The sequence below is a fragment of the Methylobacterium sp. J-092 genome, from assembly GCF_022829325.1.
Classification (GTDB): domain Bacteria; phylum Pseudomonadota; class Alphaproteobacteria; order Rhizobiales; family Beijerinckiaceae; genus Methylobacterium.
Map to the genome: position 1 here is coordinate 24,408 of NZ_JAKSXU010000177.1, position 17,985 is coordinate 42,392.

The window sequence follows — 17,985 nt, forward strand, 5'->3', positions numbered from 1 at the left end:
GCGTGGATGAAACGGCATCGGGGCAGGTTCGAACATCCCGAGTGACATCGTGGGAGGTCGCTTCGCGCCACGGACGTCGCCCTCCAACGTCCCGAAGTGGTTCATGGGCGAGCTGCTGGAAGGCTCGTCGGCGTCCGCGTTGGCCAACCCAAGCGTTCTCAGTCGTTTCAGTGGGCGGTCCGCGGCGCATCCTCGGCTTGAAGACCGGCGAGTGGAGCATCAATCGTGCAGACCACACCGTCGCGCGGGTAGGACAGGTCGACCTCGCCTCCGAAGTTGCCCGCCAGGCCCCGCCCGATCAACCGCGATCCGAACCCGGTGCGGGTGGGTGGCGCAACGGCGGGACCACCCGCCTCGGACCAGCGCAAGGCGCAATGGGGCTCGCCGTCCACGTCGCGAAGCAGCCAGTTGATCGAGACCTGGCCGTTCGCCGTCGAGAGCGCCCCGTACTTAGCCGCGTTGGTCGCGAGCTCGTGGAGCATGAGCGACAGAGACATCGCCGCCTTGGCCCCGACGGTGAATGTCGGGCCGTCCAACACGAAACGGTTCGGGTTGTCCGCGTGGGTCTGCAGGGCGCCTTCGATCAGGGTCTTGATGGGTGCCGCACCCATCTCGCCGCCGAGGAGCAGGTCGTGCGATTTGCTGAGCGCGATCAGGCGACCGGCCAGGACCTCCTTGGCCGCATCCAGGTCGGTTGCCGTGCGCATGGTCTGGGTGGCGATGGATTGGACCATCGCCAGCATGTTCTTCATGCGGTGGCTGAGTTCGAGGTTCAGCGTTCTCTGTCGCTCCTCCGCATCGATCCGGGCCAGTGCGGCGCGGGTCCGGTCGGCGAAGTTGTTGGCGAAGCTGATCTCCTCGGGCTTCCAGGCGTACGGGACATCCTTCAGGGCATACAGGAGTGCCACGAACCGCCCGTGCTCCATCAGCGGCAGGTTGAGGAGTGAACGCACATGGAGAGCCGCAAGCGCGTCGGCATCCGAGGCGGTGCGCGGGTCGTCGGTCACATCGTTGATGATCACGGCATGGCCGTTCTTCAGGCTCTCGATGTACGTGCCGTAGTCCCGGAACCCGTGCACGCCTCCGATGCTCGGGATACCCGGCACCGTCCAACCTTCTCCTATGACGATGGTCTCTCGGTCGTGGTCCACCGCGCCGTATCCGGCATGGGACAGCCTAAGCGTCCGGCCCAGGATCTCGGACGCCACGCGCGCGATCTCCGCTCTGTCGTTCGTGTTTCGCAACCGATCGCCGAGTTCCGCCAGCGCCGCGCGCCGAGCCTCGGCCTGCTTGCGTTCCGAGACGTCGATGAACATCGCCGCGAAGCGCTGACCCGCCTCGCGATAGGCGCGCACCTCGAATGTCCGACCCAACTCTGGCACCGCGATGTCGAACACCTCCGGGGTGCCGGTGTCGACAACCCGTGCGTAGGTCTCGATCAGCCAGTCGGGAATGTCCGGGATGGCCTCGCGAATGGTGCGGCCCACGGTGTCGGCGGGTAGGCCGGACTGCGCTGCGAAGGCCGGGTTGATCTCGACTAGCCGGCAATCGATGGCCCGGCCGTTATCACTGCGGATGATCTCTCCGCTGAAAAAGCCTTCCTGCATGCCCTCGAACAAGCCGCGCCAGCGCTTCTCGCTGTCGGCGATGAGCTGCTCGGAAGCGCGTTGCCGGGTGATGTCGCGCGAGACGACCAGGAGCCGCTCGGGCTGGCCGTCGGCTCCCCGGATCGGCGTGACCTGCACGTCCCACCACTTCGGCGTGCCCTTGAGCGTGTCGGCCGGTGCCTGGAAGTGTCCCGTGCCGCCGGCCAGCGCCGCCCAGAAGGCCGACTTGGCGTCGGCCCGGGCCTGTCCGTGCCAGAAGTCCGTCCAATCGCGGCCCCGGACCTGATCGAGGCCGTCGGCCTCCATCACGGTCAAGCCGCCCTCGTTCATAAAGGTCAGCCTGGCGTCGGGATCGAGGACCTTGATGCAATCGGCCGACGAGGACAACACGCCACGCATGAACGCGGCGTCGGCCTGCTCCTTGGCCGCGGCGTTGCGCTGCTCGGTGCGGTCGCGCAGGATCTTGAGGAAGCCCTCGTGCCGCCCGTCCTCATCCCGGAGCGGGACCATCTCGCCGTTGGCCCAGAATAGGCTGCCGTCCTTGCGCAGGTGCCACCGCTCGTCCGTTCCGCGTCCGTGCAGCAGGGCCGAGGCCATCTCCTGCTCGGGAATGCCCGTCGATACGTCCTCCTCGGTGAAGAAGACGTGGGCGGGCTTGCCGCACATCGCCGCCTCGTCCCAGCCGAGGATGCGTTCGGCGCCCGGGGACCAGCTCGTCACCATGCCCTTCAGGTCCATGGAGACGATGGCGTAGTCGACCGCACTCTCCAGAATCGCCTTGTTGCGGCGGTCGCTCTCCTTGCGCAGCCGAAGCGACCGCCGCAGTTCCAGGGTGGTGACGACCTGATGCGCCAGCGTCCGCAAGACGAACGCCTGCGAAGGCGTGAGCTTGTTCGGCTTGGTGTCGAGGACGCAAAGCGCACCGAGGGCGACGCCGTCCGGCGTCCGCAAGGGGGCGCCAGCGTAGAAGCGGACCCGGGGTCCCCCGGTCACGAGGGAGTTGTTCGAGGTGCGTGTATCCTGCGTCAGGTCCTCGATCTCGAAGACGTCGTCCTGTTGGACGGCGTAGGCGCAGATCGACTGGGACAGGGGCGTCTCGCTCTGTCCGAAGCCGGTCTCGGCCTTGAACCATTGACGTTCGCCGTCGAGGAGCGAGATCAGCGGCACCGGCATGCCGCAGACCTCGGACGCCACATTCACGATGTCGTCGAACTCGGACTCGGCCGGCGTATCGAGGATGGCGTAGCTGGCCATCTCGGCCTGCCTGCGATTTTCGATCTGCTCGCCTGCACCGAACATTCGCCCGCCCATCGTTCCCTTCGATCCCATTCCGGATACGAGGCCGGCCCGGCGAGGTTTGCCCGCAATCGTTTGCGCCTTCAATGGTATCCCGTCACTCGGTCCTGCCGGATCCCCTGCGTCATGCGTTCTCACGCCGCCCCGCGGCTGATGGTAAAGGCCATCGGGCACTCAGGCCATGGCGACCCGTCGACCGCCTGCGGCATCTCCGAACGAGGTGAATCGGTCCGGCTCGTCCAAGGGAACATCCAGGGTGCAGCGCAAGCCCTCCGCGGCGAACTCCAGCTGTACGGTGCCACCGAGTTCCCGGCTGACCCCACCCGTGATCAGCCGCGTTCCAAAACCGCGCTTGCCCGGCTCCTGGACCGGCGGTCCCCCGCTCTCGCGCCACACCATGGCGAGCCGCCTCGTGCCACCCTCGCCGGTGACGACGTTCCAGACCACTTCGACGCGCCCGGCCTCGGTCGAGAGTGCGCCGTACTTGGCGGCGTTGGTCGTGAGCTCGTGCACCGTCATGCCGAGCGCCAGGACGTAGCGCGGCGCCAAGTCGATGTCGGTCCCATTCAATCCGAAGCGATGGTCCTGGCCGTCGCGGAAGGGGGAAAGCTCGTTCTCAAGCACGGTACGCAGCGAGGCGCCGCCCCAATCGTCGCGCGAGAGCAGGTCGTGGGTCTTGGATAGGGAGAGGATGCGCCCCTCAAGGCGCTCGCCCTTATCGCCGTCGCGGCGAGTCTGCCGAGCCAGGGACTGCACGGTCGTGAGGGTGTTGCGGACGCGATGGTTGAGTTCGTGCAGCATCATCGTCTGCCGTTCCTGCAGGAGGTGACTTCGGGCGACCTCGTCGCGCAACTCGCCCTCGTGCCGTTGCAGCGAAGTGGCCATGGCGTCGAACGCCTCGCCGAGCTGGCCGAACTCGCCGCTTCCGGAGATCCCGGTCCGCGCCCCTAACTCGCCGGCACGCCAAGCGCTGGCCGCCGCGAGCAGGCGCCGTACGGGTCGGCGGATGAAGGCACGGCCGGCCATGAGCGCGGCCACGACCGCCAGGGCCGCACCGAGACCGATCAGTACCACCCCGCGCCTGGTCGCGGCGTCGATGTCGGCGAACGCCGTGGCCGGCGACAGGCCCACCGCTACCGTCAGGGAATCGAGATCCTCCGGCGAGCCTGCGGCCACTGCAGTGATCCGGGTATCACCGAGCAGGCCGGGCAGGTCGGCAATGCCGCCGCGATGGTCCGTCAGGGCCTTCCACAAGCTTACGGGAAGCGGCTTGCCTGCCCAAGCCTCGTGATCCGGCAGCCGAGCCAGGATCGTGCCTTTCCGGTCCGCGACCGTAAGCGTGGCGTCGGGCGGCAGCCCGGCGGTGGCCTGTCGCGCCGCGAGGTAGGACAGGTCGATGCTGGTAATGACGACGCCATCGGGCCGACCGTCGCCGTCATCGTCGACGATGGCCTGCGCGAACTGGATGGTCGGACGGTGGGTCACCCTGCCCATCACGACCTCACCGACGGCGAAACCACCGGAACGCATCGCATCCTGGAAGTACGCACGGTCGGCGACCGAGTAGGACCCGGCCGGCGACGAGATCGTGTTGCACCGGATGCGTCCGTCCGCATCGACGACGCCGAAAAAGAAGGAACCGGGCACTTGCCCGACGACCGTGGCGAGGTACGCCGTGCAGGCTCGTGGGTCCTTGCCACGGATCTCCGGCAGGCCGGCCAGGATGCCGAGGACATGCCGCGCGCCACGACCGAACTGAGCGAGGTCGGCGGCGACGCTCCGAGCTGCCCGCATCGCTTCGTTGCGGACGGCCTCGGCCCGGGCAGCACGCAACGCGTACTCGTTATAGCCCTGGACGGCCAACGCCGGCACGAGCGCCAGCACGACCAGACCCACGATCCGTTTCGTCAATGACATCGAGGGCTTCAACCTGGATCTGGGTACCCCCGGTCGCGCGTCTCGGGATCTGACCACCCAACTAGGTCGGGTTTTTTAAACCGCCATTGCGGCACGCCGGTAGCTTCCCCGACATAGGTGCGCTCGTACCCCGACTGCTTCCCGGATGTTAGAGCCGTTTCAAGCGCGGTGGGCACCGGCTCGCGTGAAGAAACTGCGACCCCACAAAGAGGTGGAGCCGTTCCCGCGATCCAAGGATGGCGGGAACGGCTCTAGGTCGGCTCTCGCCACCGCGACCAGTGGCGTGGAGGATGCTCGAACTGCCTTTAGCCTCGCCGACGGGCGTTCTCAGACTAGTTCAAACCTACTGCGCAGCGAAAAGGGCCGCCCAATTTCCATTGGGCGGCCAGATACCTTAATTTGCTTTAGCGCGAAACCCTGATGTTCTAAAAGTATTTTAGGACCGGCTATCAGCAGCGTGCGGACCAGCACTACCGTAGTGGAGGGCCGCAATGATGTTGATGATATCAATCGAAGGGTTCGCGGCGTGTGTAGGAAAGCCTATGTATGGGTCCCTAATTCCGGCATCCTGATAGATTATCGGCTTTGACGATGAGAGCAGCTAAGCGGGTCGTTTGGAACCCGCTGCTTGGACCTATGTCTGCTTCAAGACATTACGCCACCAAAAGCAGCCAGACCGCTACCCACCCGACCCGGTCGATGGCCTCTGTTTAAACAGCCTGGAAGCGGACCTTCCTAGGGGCCGAGGGGGGTCGGGAGCGGACCCAGGGCGTGGGTTCTATCCGTCAGAATTCGGTCTCTAGGTCCTCTGACGAGAATCGCGCCATAGCCACGCCGCGCTGAGCAGCAGCAGCACGGTGGCCCCGGCGCCGACGAGGCCCAGCGCGTCCAGGCCGGCCCACTGCCGGGTCCCGATCATCCAGATCAACACCGGTCCGCCGATCTGCCCGGCCGCGAAGGCCGCAGTCAGCTGCGCCAGCAAGGGGGTAGGGTTGTCGGGCCGCTCCTCGCGCGCGAGTTGCAGGCCGGCCATGCTGATGACCATGAACGTGCCGCCCACGAGGACCGCCGAGGCGGCGATGGCCCAGAGGGCCGGGGCGATCAGCGGCAGGCCGGTTCCGAGCGCCAGGGTCGCCTGTGCTACCGCCCAGAGCCGCTTGCGCGACCACGTCGGGAGCCAGCGTGCCACCGCCGCCACGGACAGCGCAGCGGCCAAGCCGAACAGCGGCCACATCAACCCGAACACCAGCGGGTCGGGCGTGAGCGCCCGCGCCATGGCGGGCAGGAAGGTGGCCGGCACGATGTAGCCGAACCCGAAGACGCCGTAGCAGAGGGCCAGGGACAGGTGTCTTCCGCGGGCGTTGTCCGCGACCGCCGTCGCCTCGCGTTCCTCGACCGGCGCCGGGGTCACGCCGGGACCCCGTGAACGCATCCAGACGAACAGGGCGCCCGCACCGGCTGCGGCTCCCAGCTCCAGCCAGAGCCAGACCGCCGGCTGTCGACCGCCGAGCCAGGACAACATGCCGGCCAGCGCGATTCCGAGGCCGACACCCGTGTAGATCCAAGCTCCGAGGTGCGAGACCTGCCGCCGGGCCAGTTCGGCCAAACACCAACTGCTGGCGCAGATCAACGCCCATGCGCTGAACAGGCCGCCCGCGGCCCGAAGTAAGGCGCCGGCGAGCGCCCCTTCCGCACCGACCTCGGCGGTCGCGAGGGTGGTCAGCGCGACGCCGAGCAGGCTCAGGAGGAGCCCGCGGCGCGGATCGGACGAGAACCAGGACGCCGTGAGGGCGCCGACGAGGTAGCCGCCGTAATTGGCGGCCGCCCATTCCGTGCCGGCTGCGGCGCTGAGGGTGCCATCGCGCATCATCAGCGGCATCAAGGGCGTGAAGGCGAAGCGACCGATGCCCATGGCGACGGCCAGAGCGACGAGGCCGCTGCCGACGACCAGCCATGCGGAACGGTCGGGCGCCGGGGATGAAACCGATTGGTTACTCATGAACTTCTCGTCCGGCGGACCTCGTCATGTCTCGACGAGGTCCCATGGGGTGTCTCGGTCAGCCCGCACTTCGGGCGGCGGTGCGGTGGTGCTCAGGCGGCCTGTCTCGGTGCCTCAACGAGTTCATCGGCGGGACCGAAGAACTCGAAGCGGATACGGTCGACGGGGATGCAGTGGCGCCCGAGCCCGTTCACGAGCGCGGCCAGGAATGGCTTGGGGCCGCACAGGTAGTAGGTCGCATGTTCCCGGGGGGTGTTCGCCACCAGCCACTCCGCCGTGACCAGGCCGGTCTCCGCGGGTTGCCCGTCGGCGGGTTCCCGCCCGTCCGGCTCCGCATAGAAGAAGCGGGAATGCAGGTTCGCGTGTCCGTCGGTCAGCGCTCGTGCATGTGTGCCCATGGCGTGGACCCGCCCGTTCAGCGCACCGTGGACGAACCAGGTCGGGCGCTCCGGCGAGGTTTCGGCGATGGTCTCCAGCATGCTGATCATGGGGGTCAGCCCGACGCCGCCGCTGACCAGGACGACCGGCGCGTCCGTGCCTCGGTCGAGGAAGAAATCCCCGGCGGGCGGGGCGACCCTGACCGATGTGCCCGGTCCGGCATGGTCGTGCAGCCAGTTCGAGACGACGCCGGCCGGCACGCCCGGCGCGGCCTCCCGCTTCACCGTGATGCGATAGGCGCGACCGTTCGAGGCGCAGGAGATGGAGTAGTTGCGCTTGAGCGCGCCATGGCCGGGGAGGTCGAACTGGAACCCAAGATACTGTCCCGGCTCATGACGCAGGACCGGCTTCCCGTCGGACGGAACCAGCACGAAGGAGCGGATCGTCTCGCTCTCCTGGGTGACGCTCTCGACGACGAACCCGCGCCAGCCGTTCCAGCCGCCCGGCTTCGTGGCGAGGTCGCGATAGATCGTGGCCTCGCGACCGATCAGCAACTCGGCAAGGAACCAGTATGCCTCTCCCCATGCGGCGCTGATCTCGGGCGTGGCGGCCTCGCCGAGCACGTCCTGGATCGCGCCGAGCAGGGCCACCGCCACGTGGGGGTAATGCTCCGGCAGGATGTTCAGGGCGACGTGCTTCTGGGCGATCCGCTCGACGGCGCCCGCCAGCACGCCGAGGTTGTCGATGTTGCGGGCGTAGGCGAGCACGGCCTGGGCCAGCGCCTTGGGCTGCGACCCGGTCTCGCCGTGATGGGACTGATTGAAGAGGGCGCGCATCTCCGCATCGACGAACAGTCGCTCGTACATGCGCTGGGTGATGGTCAGCCCGTGTCCCTCGAGGGCGGGTACGGTAGCCTTGATCAGGGCGATGGTAGCCGGGGAGAGCGGGGTCGGCATCTGCATCCTCATAAGGTACATTGGCAATGAACCTTATGAACGCTCGATTGAAAAGGTGCAATCCATATATACCTTATGGCTTGACAGGAGCTGCCATGCGTCTGACGCGCTACACCGACTACGCCCTGAGAACCTTGATCTACGTCGGTCTGCATGAGCCGCGGCAAAGCACGATTGCCGAGATCGCGCAGGCCTACGGCATTTCTGAGAGCCATCTGACGAAGGTGGTGCACCAACTCGGACGGCAGGGATTGATCCGCACTATCCGGGGCCGCGGCGGTGGCATGCGGCTCGCGAAATCCCCTGCGGACATCGTCGTCGGGGCGGTGGTTCGCCAGACCGAGGAGGACCTCGCGCTGGTCGAGTGCTTCGCCAGCGGCGCCTGCGCGATCACGGCACCCTGCCGCCTGCGGCGGGCCTTGGGCGAGGCCCTGGCGGCGTTCCTCGCCGTTCTGGATGGCTACACCCTGGCCGACCTGCTGGGTGGATCTGACGGGATCGAGATTGCCGCTCTCCTCGGTTTGCCATTTCCAACCACCGCGGTTCCGGAACGCCTTTCCTCGCCTGGGGCAACATCGCGTGGCGTAAGCTGAAGCTTATCGTCTCTGTGCATACGCTGAGGTAGGGATCGTGGGGGTTGATGCAGAGGTGGTTCGGCATGGCTGGGGTAGGATCGAGCCGCCGGAGCGGCGATGCGGGTCCCTATGCCCAAGCCGTGACGCTGGCATGAGCGCGCCGGCCTGCGACTGCGCTGCCCGCAAGGGACGCGCGGGCTTGCTGGGGCACCCGGCCCGACAGGGTCGAACGACTCGGAAGGTAGCGCTATGTGTAACGCGCTAGGCAGTTCGCAGACCGTCGCCGTCTCCGTAAAGGTCCTCGCCGCTTTCGACCGGTCCTTCGCCGCCCCCCATGTTGAAGCCGGCTGTTCCCCGCCACGACAAGCGACCCGGCGATTTGTGGCCCCGGTCCTACGCGTCGTTCGACGGCGGCATAACATGGAAGGGCCTAATCAAGACGTTCGCGGCCTCGCCCTCGTTCCCGACCGCCCAGCAGAACAACGTCTCGGATTACGCGCTGCTGCCCCTGTACCCGTCCTAGAGGTCGAAGGCGTCCGTGAACGCGGGGCCGAATACGTCCAATGCCGGTCCCGTCGCCAAGGCGTAGAAATCGAACCGTTCAGCCTCGAACGAGACCTTTTCAACGATCAGGACCAGGACCTCCAGGGGCTGTCCCTTTTTCCGGCGCACAAGGGCCGGCGGCTTGCCGGGTTTCAGGGTCACCCAAGCGACGTCGGGCTCGGCCATGGCATCGGCGATGTAGCCCCGGGGCAGGTTTCCGAAACTGTCCCGAGGGGCGCGCGGCCCGGGCACGATGGGACCGCGCCTGGTGGTGAACGGATCTCCGGCGCGCCTCGTCCCGCCCGTGACATGCAGGTCGAGGTAGCTCGCCGTTCGGTCTCGGATGTAGATCAGCACGCTGGGGTCGCCGCCGTCCGTCCGGACGCTCGCCTTCATGATGTCGACGCCCGCCAGCGTGAACGGGTTGGGTCTGTCGAAGGCCGAGATCATCCCCTTCCGGACGGCGTCCCGCGCCGCTTCGCCGGCCTTGTTCAGGGCCTCGACGACCGCCGGCTGGAAGGCCTTGGCCATGAGGTCGTCGACCTCCCGTTCGAAAGCTGACAGGTTGATCTCGATGTCGATCTTGAGCATGCCCTGCGGCTGCGGACGGCGTCCGCAACGGACCCCCCCCGAGGGGACGGTGTCCCACCAGGACGGTGTCCGGATTTGCCGTTTTCGGCCCCGAGGGGGAGAATCCCTCATACCCCCCGGAGGCCGACATGCAGCAGCAGATGACCCACTTCCCCGAGCCCGGCGCCGCGGCGGTCTCCGTCATCGAGAGCGCCTCAGCGCAGGCTGCATCCGCCCGCCGGGACGAGGCCCAGCGCAAGCGGATCGAGCGCGCCGAGCGGAGGGCAGCCGGCACACCCGATCCGCGCGTTGTCGACACGGCCATCGTGTCAGCCCTGATCGAGACCCTGGCGAAGGGGGATGCCTGCCGCCGCATCAAGGCCAAGGGCACGACGAAGGGGTTTCTCGTCGGCCTGGAGCCCCTGATGAGGGATGCGCTGGCCAACCTCGTCCACGGTCGCGGCGTGTCCCACGACGCCGCCATCGACGCCCTGCAGAAGCGGCTCCGCCTCGTTTAATACCAACCGTTACACAGGATGCCGTCCAGCGAACAATCCGATTCAGTTCGCATAAGTAACGGGGCGCTAACCACCCTCCACGGTATCCACCTGTTCTTGCGTCCGGGCCAGGGACAGGCGTTGACTCCCCCTCGACGGCGAGTCCGCGAGCTGAGATCGTCTCCTCACACCGAGCGCTGAGGAGGCCACCATGTCGATTTCCGCCCACGCCATTGCCGCCCCCTTCGACGCTGCGGGCCTCGGTCTTGCGGGCGTCCTCAATAGGGCTCGCCAGGACCGCCTCGCGGCTCAGGCCTACGCCGATGCCGTGCAGCAGGACCGCAACATCACCGCCGCCAACCGCGCTGCTCGGGCCGTCGATGCCCTGCGCCGGGTGCTCGTCGCAACGCGGTCAGAGAATGCCGCCCTAGCCCAAGAGAACGCCCGGCTCCAGCGCGAGCTCGCATCCGCCAAGGCCGAAACCCTGCGCGCCCGGGGCCTCCTCGTCCGCCACATGCGGGCTGCCTAACGCGGCACACGGTGTGCGCACGTGTGCTTCCGTGTGTGCAGCGGGAAAGGCGCAACAAAAATCGTATGCCCTGAACAATATGTCGCACCCCGGCATCCGGGCATGAAAAAGGCCCGCTCCGGTGACCCCGGGCGGGCCTGTTGCTGAGTGGGTTGTCTCACATCGCCGGGGCGTACCGCTCGGGCTCCTGCTCCAGCATCTCCTCGATGACCCGCTTCAGCGTCTCATCGTGCTCCCGGATGTTCGCCCGCATCTCAGGCGTGATCTGCGCCGCCGCACAGAGGGCGCTCCGGTACTCCGCCGGGGTGGGGGTGAGCGGGAGACCTTCGATCTGGCGGAGGCCGGCCATGTGGCTGCCCACGCGGTGCGCGCCGTGGCGGTCGATCTGCATGAGTTCCGAGGCGTTCAAGGAGTTCAGCCAGGCTGACGCGGCCTCGTCCAGCCCTTCCGTGGTGGGCTCCTCATCGACAGTCAGCATGGCATGGGCGAACCGTTCGGCGATGCGCCCCCTCTCCAGGATCGGGTCCAGCGGAATCGGCGCCGGCAGCGCCTTCGCGGGGAGGACGGATTCGGCTGGGGCGACCGGGGTGGAAGCGGTAGCCGCCTCGGCCTTGGCGGCGATGTCATCGAAGGCGTGCTCGATGTGGCCCCCGGCGCCGACGGGCGGGCGGAAGCTGTCCCGCACGGAACGAGCGACCCAGCGGCCGCCCTCCCACACCAGCTTCGTGGTGAACGTAAGGGCCGTGGCAAGGGCGATGGCGAAGGCGCGGAGGGCTGCACGCATGGTGTGGGGTGTCCTATCCTGGTGGGGATTCGATTGTCGTCAGGGGCATGCAATCGACTACGGCGTGCGGGTGAGCTCCGACGCGGGGGTCTCGAAGATCCGCACGCGCAGCTCCACGGGGATCTGCTTCCTGTGAGCCCAGACGGCCCTGAGGGCGTGCGAGGCCTGGCACTGATCGAGAGCGTCGAAGGCGGAGACGACGTGCCCGGTGTGGCTGTGGGCCGCCGACCAGCCGCCCCCATTCCGGATTGCGGCGTAGTCCCCGTCCAGGTCTGACAGGACCCGGCAGGCCGTCAGGACGGCGATGCGAACGCTCTCGATTTCCGCGCGCTCCCACCACTCCTCGATCCGGACCGCACCCAAGCGCCGGGTCACCTCGGCGATCATGGCCTCCACTTCGTCCACGAGTTCGCCAGCGATCCGGGCGCCCCTGGCAGTCGGCTGGTCCGCAGCAAGGATGGCCGTGCCCCACTCTTTCTTCCTCGGCGTCCACGCCCAAGGCCGCTGATCGAGGCATGCCCGCAGCCGGGCGATGGCCTGCGCCCGCTCGGCGCCATGCTCCAGCCAGTCCCGGTCGGCCTCTTGGATCTTGGCGACGCGCTCCTGCTCCCGAATGGCGTCGGCCTTGGATTCGGCGGCCGCAACGACCGCCAGGACCTCCTCGTCGGCGGCCGGTGGGATGCTCTCCCAGCAGACCGGCGTCCTGTCGTCCCAGCTAAATCCGACTGTCCGCATGGCGTCCCTGTCGGCGGCGTAGGCGCGCTGGAATGCCGAGGTGTCGAAGCCCTCCGCGGCCCAGAGCGTCTTCTTGCCGTTGCGCGTGTTGCGCTCGCCGACCCGACGCCAGGAGAGAGCCAGCACGCCGGCCGGGAGGGCCTGGGTGGCCGGGAGTGGAGAGTGGGCCGCCGCATAGGCGGAGGCCGCGATGCCTCCGAGGGCGAGGGCGAGGAGGATGAGGCTGATCATGGTGTGGGTGTGCTCCGTCGAATCCGCTGACAGACGTATTTCAGCACCCCGCCCCGCAAGATGGAAGGGCGATCTGCAAAGTATTTCATGATTTCAAATTGACTGGTCAAATTGACAGCCAGACATCCTACGAATTTCGAAGCATATATATTTGCTGAGGAGCCTTGCGAATCCGCTGTTTGGTCATACCCTCCCACATAGGACCGAATGGGATGGGGATGATGACCGACAGAAAAGGTGTCCTGCGGACGGATGACGTCGTAGGCAAGCTCAGGGCTGCATGCTCAGAAGCAGGAGGCCAAAAAGCCTGGGCCCTCAGCTGCGGCGTCAGCCCGCAATACATCACGGACATCCTGTACGGGCGTCGCGTGCCCGGGGATTCAGTGCTGAGAGGCCTTGGGCTTCAGAGGGACGAACCGGCATACGTGCCACGCGAACCGGAGGAGGTCGCCCTGTGCGATCAGGACGGCGCGACGTTGCTGGTCGCCACCGCCACCTGGGGAGACCGGGCATGAGCAGGTGCAAACCGAGCCCGGATCAGTTCGACTTCGACTTCGCCCCTCGGACCCCTTGGACGCCTGATCGTCTATGCGAGGCGCTCAAGGTCCACGGCATCATCACGAATCCCAGCCACCTCTCGATGAACACCGGGACGCTTCAGGACGTCACCGTTCCGTATTCCCCTCGGTCCTACGCCTTCCCCGTCCGCGTCGAGATCGTCGATGGGGACGTACGCCTTTGGCTGCGCACGCCCGCGGCCGGGAGCCTGCCATTCGTCGGTCGGGTCGAGACCGCGCTGGGCGTCCGGGCTCGCTGGGACGAGATGCATGCCGGCGTGATGAACGCCCGATGGTTTCATGCCATCGATCTGATCTCTGAAGGGAAATGGAAGGCCCTGCTGGCGAGCCGGGAGCACACCACGGACCGGTTCATCGTCAACGCGGTTCAGTACGGGCTCGAACAGGGATGCATTAAGCCCGCGGAGGCACGGCTGATCCTTGGCGCCTTGGGCATTCCGGAGCCGGAGGACAGGAGCGAGCCTGTCCTGTTCGGTCCGAAGGGCCTCCGTCCGTGCCGTTCGGTTTGCGCGCCGAACCTGCACACCGACGATCATTCAAACGGCTGGGCAATGATCCACGCGATGGAGGACGGCTGGGTCAAGATCGTGAAGGGGCACGCCAAGGTGACGGCGGCCTACTGGCATCGTATCGACGCGAGGATCGCGGCATGAGCGACGCCGTCCCCGACCTTTCCGGCCTGCTCGACGCCCCCGTGGGAATCGAGGCTGCCCGCCTGCAGCAGGGCGAGGCCTGGTTCTCCAGCGAGATCGCCGGGCTCCAGTTCTATCGCTACGACGCCCGGGACGAGATGACCGGCGCGCGCCTGCGCCCGCAGCCGGGCGACCGGCTCCACCTCGTCCGCGATCCCGAGAACGAGTACGATGGGAACGCGGTTCAGGTCTGGTGGAGGAACGAGCACCAACTCGGTCACCTGCCGAGGTACGCCGCGGCACAGGTCGCCCCGCTCCTCGATGCCGGCGCGGCCGCCCGGGCGTATGTCGTGGACCTCGGCGACGGTGAGGCATGGAGCCTCCGCGCCCTCGTCGTCGGCGCAGCGGCCGTTCCTTTATATGAGCGCCACATCGAGCACGTCGTCCGGGACGCCCTGGAGGCCCCGATGCGGCCGAAGCGGGAGCGCCGTCTCCAGCGCCGGGCCGAACATTTCACTCACATCCTGCAGGCTCATCGCAGGCGCCGTCTTGCCGACGCGGCCGAGACCTTGATGGCGGTCGGATTCGAGCCGACCCTTCCGGCCATCGGATCGAGGATCGACCTCGACGACCTCGCTCGGGATCTGGCGTGCTCGGATTCGACCGTGGTCCGCATCGGCAAGAAGGCCGGCGTCGTCATCGGCCGGTACGACTATTACGCCGAGCTCACCCAGGCGTTCGCTGACGAGATCCGCGCCTGGGCCCGCGCGCCCCGGAGCAAGCTGGATCGCGACGCGGTCCGTGTCCCCCGTATCGGCGCGGAGACGTCGGCCCATGTCTGAGGCCCGCTCATTCGTCGACGGCCTCCGTCGCCTCGATGCCGCCGATACCCACCGCCAGCTCGTTACCGTCATAGAGGTGGCCCACGCCGGAACGCTTGTTGGTGCCTGAAACTACTCATGCAAGCGGCTCTGAGTCCCGGGCTTAAATTCGTCGCCACAGGATGACGGAGAGGGTGTAATTCCGATCAGGCGCCAGACCCTCGCGCGACGGTGCGCGAGGTTGACCTTCGCGCCATGGACTGCCATCGCGCGGCTCAAAATCCCGATTGACCTCGCCCAGTCGAAAGACCGCATGAACGATCTTCTCCTGACGATCCGCCGGACGCTCGTCCCGATCCACAAGGAGGGCTATCCCTTCATCGTGATCGGGATCGTGCTCACCGTGCTGGCTGGCACGTTCTCGCAGTTCTTCGGCTGGGTGTTCCTGATCCTCACCCTGTGGGTGTGCTACTTCTTCCGAGACCCCGAGCGGGTGACTCCTTTGGCCGACGGGCTCGTGGTGTCGCCGGCGGACGGGCGCGTGAACCTGATCTCGACCGTGCTGCCGCCGCCCGAGCTCGACCTGCCGCCGGTGCCGATGACCCGGGTCTCGGTGTTCATGAACGTGTTCGACTGCCACGTGAACCGCGTGCCGGTGACGGGAAAGATCGGCCAGATCCACTACACGCCGGGGCTGTTCCTCAACGCCGAGCTCGACAAGGCGAGCGAGGACAACGAGCGCAACGGGATGGTGATGGAGACCCTGCACGGCGGCCAGCCGGTGCGGATCGGCGTGGTGCAGATCGCCGGCCTCGTGGCGCGGCGCATCGTCGGCTTCGTCTCGGCCGGGGACCAGCTCCAGGTCGGCGAGCGCTTCGGGCTGATCCGCTTCGGCTCGCGGGTCGACGTGTACCTGCCGGTGGGCACCCGCGTGCTGGTGGGCCTCGGCCAGAAGGCGGTGGCCGGCGAGACCGTGCTCGCCGACCTCGGCGGCGGCCCCGAGCGTTCGTTCCGGCGCATCTGAGGGGAGGGGCCGATGGACGATCTCTTCCCGCCCTTCGAGCCGGACGCGAACGAGCCGCGGCCGCGCCGGTTCAAGCCGGTGCCGTTCCGGATGATCGCGCCCAACATGATCACCCTGATGGCGCTCTGCCTCGGGCTGACGGCGATCCGCCTCGCCTTCGAGGGCAAGTTCGAGCCGGCGGTGATCGCGATCATCGCGGCCGCCGTGCTCGACGGCATCGACGGGCGCGTGGCGCGGCTGCTGAAGGGCACCTCGCGCTTCGGGGCGGAGCTCGATTCGCTGGCCGACTTCGTCAACTTCGGCTGTGCCCCGGCGCTGATCCTCTACGGCTTCGCGCTCCACAACCTGAAATCGCTCGGCTGGATCGTGGCCCTGATCTTCGCCATCGCCATGGCGCTGCGGCTCGCCCGCTTCAACGCGATGCTCGACGACCCCAACCGCCCGGAATGGAAGAAGGACTACTTCGTCGGCATGCCGGCGCCGGCCGGCGCGATGACGGCGATGCTGCCGCTCTACCTGCACTTCCTCGGCTTCAGCTTCGAGGCCTGGGCCGCGCCCGCGATCCTGGTCTACGTGCTCGGCATCGCGCTGCTGGTGGTCTCCACCGTGCCGACCTTCTCCGGCAAGACCATGGGCAAGCGCGTACCGCGCGGGTTGGTGCTGCCGATCTTTCTGGCGGGCGTCGCCGCCTTCGGCCTGCTGATCTCGTTCCCGTTCGAATCGCTGGTGGCGATCAGCACCGCCTACATCGTCGGCCTGCCGGTGGGCGCGGCGCAGTACCGCCGCCGGTCACGCCTGGAGCCGCAGACGCGCCCCGAGACGAGCGAAGACCCCGCTTCCGCGATCTAAGCGTAGACAATACTCTCCGTTATCATTTGGGGATGCTGCAGCGGTCTGACGGCACTTCGACTCGGGCATGAGCGGTGCCTCGTGCCCGAGGCCGTCCGCATCTAAGATCCGATGCCCCCCTTTATGGATGGCCCGCCCCTCACCGGGCTTCACTGCTAGGTTTGCAGTGTGGCTCACACGAGGGATGGAGCGGACCGATGGCCATTGCGATACTCTGGATCGATCTGGGCAAGAACAGCTGCAGCTTGGTGGGGCAGGATGCGACCGGTCGGGTCGTCCTGCGACGCCGGATGCGACGCGAGACGGTGATGACCTTTGGCGCGACGCTTCCGGCCTGCATCATCGCCATGGAGGCGTGCTGTGGCGCGCATCACATGGGCCGGGCGCTCGCTGCTCAAGGCCACACCATCCGGCTGATGTCGCCGGAATACGTGCGTCCCTACGTCAAGGCTCAGAAGAACGACGACCGTGACGCCGAGGCGATTGCAGAGGCTGCAACGCGTCCGACCATGCGGTTCGTCGCGCTGAAGTCGGAAGCGCAGCTCGACATGCAGACTCTGCACCGGGTGCGCGACCAGCTCGTGGGCGAACGCACGGCCTTGATGAACCAGATCCGGGCCATCCTGCTGGAGCGTGGCCACATCGTCCCGCAAGGACGTGCCAAGCTTGCCGCCAGCCTGAACACCCTGCTCGATCCCGACACCGCCGCGGACATCACGCCACGGATGCGTAGCCTCGTGGCCGACGTGCGGGAACGTTGGCAGTCCCTCGACGAACGCATCGCAACGCTCGATGGCGAGTTCGCCGAACAGGCTCGGACCGACGAGAATGCTCGCCGGCTCACCACCATCCCGGGCATCGGTGCACTCAACGCGACAGCGCTGGTTGCGGCGATCGGTGACGTGGCCACCTTTGCCCGCGGGCGTGATCTGGCGGCCTGGCTCGGCCTCGTGCCGCGGCAAGTCACGACTGGCGGACGACCCAAACTCGTCGGCATCACCAAGCGCGGCAGCAAGTACCTGCGCAAGATGCTGATCCAGGGTGCACGGGCGGCAATGCCGACCCTTCGCAAAAGCGATACGCGGATCGGCCAATGGCTGCGGGGCCTGCTGGCGCGGGCGCACGCCAACACCGCCGTCGTTGTGCTGGCGGCTAAAATGGCCCGGACCGTCTGGGCGCTGCTGCGCCACGAACGCGTCTATGAGCCGGCGGCGGTGGCTGCCTGAACCGAGCTTGGTCGGCGAAGCCTTCGTCGGCCTTCCGATGTCTGCGAGCGGTGAGAGGAAGATGGCCTGACAGTCGATCGGTGTTCTGGAAGCCTCTGGCGAAAAATGGCGCTCGACGCAGACCCCTTTATGAGGACCAGGACGCGCGGATCTCCATCTTGGCCAACGGCATCGCCGAAAGGCCGGATACGTTTATGCAGACTGCTCAGACCAGCGGATCATCAGCCACTTGCGGACG

At 67.1% G+C, this 17,985-nt stretch carries 15 protein-coding genes; 8 read left to right on the forward strand and 7 right to left on the reverse strand.

Annotated elements, in window-relative coordinates:
• Window positions 1-167 precede the first annotated feature (167 nt).
• The 4 genes from MKK60_RS20835 to hmpA form a co-directional block, all read right to left on the reverse strand.
• Window positions 168-3,077 carry a PAS domain-containing protein gene (locus tag MKK60_RS20835; RefSeq protein ID WP_243988418.1) on the reverse strand — a complete coding sequence of 970 codons (2,910 nt, stop codon included), beginning with the start codon at window positions 3,075-3,077 and terminating at the stop codon, window positions 168-170.
• A complete protein-coding gene (locus MKK60_RS20840; RefSeq protein WP_243988419.1) occupies window positions 3,078-4,820 on the reverse strand; it encodes a sensor histidine kinase in 1,743 nt (580 codons plus the stop codon).
• Window positions 4,821-5,619: 799 nt separating this feature from the next.
• Entirely contained in the window at window positions 5,620-6,819 is a 1,200-nt protein-coding gene (locus tag MKK60_RS20845) for a YbfB/YjiJ family MFS transporter (protein WP_243988420.1), read from the reverse strand.
• Between the two features lie 92 nt (window positions 6,820-6,911).
• Complete coding sequence (gene hmpA, locus MKK60_RS20850) at window positions 6,912-8,153, reverse strand: NO-inducible flavohemoprotein (RefSeq protein ID WP_243988421.1); 1,242 nt, start codon at window positions 8,151-8,153, stop codon at window positions 6,912-6,914.
• Window positions 8,154-8,248: 95 nt separating this feature from the next.
• On the opposite strand from hmpA, the gene MKK60_RS20855 reads away from it, so the two are divergent.
• Window positions 8,249-8,746, forward strand: a complete 498-nt coding sequence (locus MKK60_RS20855; protein ID WP_243988422.1) for an Rrf2 family transcriptional regulator — start codon at window positions 8,249-8,251, stop codon at window positions 8,744-8,746.
• A gap of 501 nt (window positions 8,747-9,247) precedes the next feature.
• On the opposite strand, the gene MKK60_RS20860 is transcribed toward MKK60_RS20855, so the two are convergent.
• Entirely contained in the window at window positions 9,248-9,862 is a 615-nt protein-coding gene (locus MKK60_RS20860) for a hypothetical protein (RefSeq protein ID WP_243988423.1), read from the reverse strand.
• A 128-nt stretch (window positions 9,863-9,990) separates the two neighbouring features.
• Between MKK60_RS20860 and MKK60_RS20865 the strand changes: the two genes are divergently transcribed.
• Together MKK60_RS20865 and MKK60_RS20870 are read left to right on the forward strand one after the other, a co-directional pair.
• Window positions 9,991-10,359 (forward strand): hypothetical protein, encoded by a 369-nt coding sequence (locus MKK60_RS20865; RefSeq protein ID WP_243988424.1) that lies wholly within the window; start codon window positions 9,991-9,993, stop codon window positions 10,357-10,359.
• Window positions 10,360-10,549: 190 nt separating this feature from the next.
• Window positions 10,550-10,867, forward strand: a complete 318-nt coding sequence (locus MKK60_RS20870) for a response regulator receiver protein (RefSeq protein ID WP_243988425.1) — start codon at window positions 10,550-10,552, stop codon at window positions 10,865-10,867.
• Between the two features lie 157 nt (window positions 10,868-11,024).
• On the opposite strand, the gene MKK60_RS20875 is transcribed toward MKK60_RS20870, so the two are convergent.
• Both MKK60_RS20875 and MKK60_RS20880 read right to left on the reverse strand, forming a co-directional pair.
• Window positions 11,025-11,651 (reverse strand): hypothetical protein, encoded by a 627-nt coding sequence (locus MKK60_RS20875; RefSeq protein WP_243988426.1) that lies wholly within the window; start codon window positions 11,649-11,651, stop codon window positions 11,025-11,027.
• A 57-nt stretch (window positions 11,652-11,708) separates the two neighbouring features.
• Complete coding sequence (locus tag MKK60_RS20880; protein WP_243988427.1) at window positions 11,709-12,617, reverse strand: hypothetical protein; 909 nt, start codon at window positions 12,615-12,617, stop codon at window positions 11,709-11,711.
• Window positions 12,618-13,128: 511 nt separating this feature from the next.
• Between MKK60_RS20880 and MKK60_RS20885 the strand changes: the two genes are divergently transcribed.
• The 5 genes from MKK60_RS20885 to MKK60_RS20905 all read left to right on the forward strand — a co-directional run bounded on the left by MKK60_RS20885 (window position 13,129) and on the right by MKK60_RS20905 (window position 17,747).
• The gene (locus tag MKK60_RS20885; protein WP_243988428.1) at window positions 13,129-13,848 is read left to right on the forward strand and encodes a hypothetical protein; all 720 of its coding nucleotides are present in this window, start codon (window positions 13,129-13,131) and stop codon (window positions 13,846-13,848) included.
• Entirely contained in the window at window positions 13,845-14,669 is an 825-nt protein-coding gene (locus tag MKK60_RS20890; protein ID WP_243988429.1) for an HIRAN domain-containing protein, read from the forward strand. Before MKK60_RS20885 ends, MKK60_RS20890 begins: the two co-directional genes overlap by 4 nt.
• Before the next feature lie 292 nt (window positions 14,670-14,961).
• A complete protein-coding gene (locus MKK60_RS20895; protein WP_243988430.1) occupies window positions 14,962-15,672 on the forward strand; it encodes a phosphatidylserine decarboxylase in 711 nt (236 codons plus the stop codon).
• Between the two features lie 12 nt (window positions 15,673-15,684).
• Window positions 15,685-16,521: a CDP-diacylglycerol--serine O-phosphatidyltransferase gene (gene pssA, locus MKK60_RS20900; RefSeq protein ID WP_243988431.1), complete on the forward strand. Its 837-nt coding sequence runs from the start codon at window positions 15,685-15,687 to the stop codon at window positions 16,519-16,521.
• 197 nt (window positions 16,522-16,718) lie between these two features.
• Entirely contained in the window at window positions 16,719-17,747 is a 1,029-nt protein-coding gene (locus tag MKK60_RS20905; RefSeq protein ID WP_243988432.1) for an IS110 family transposase, read from the forward strand.
• Window positions 17,748-17,985 lie beyond the last annotated feature (238 nt).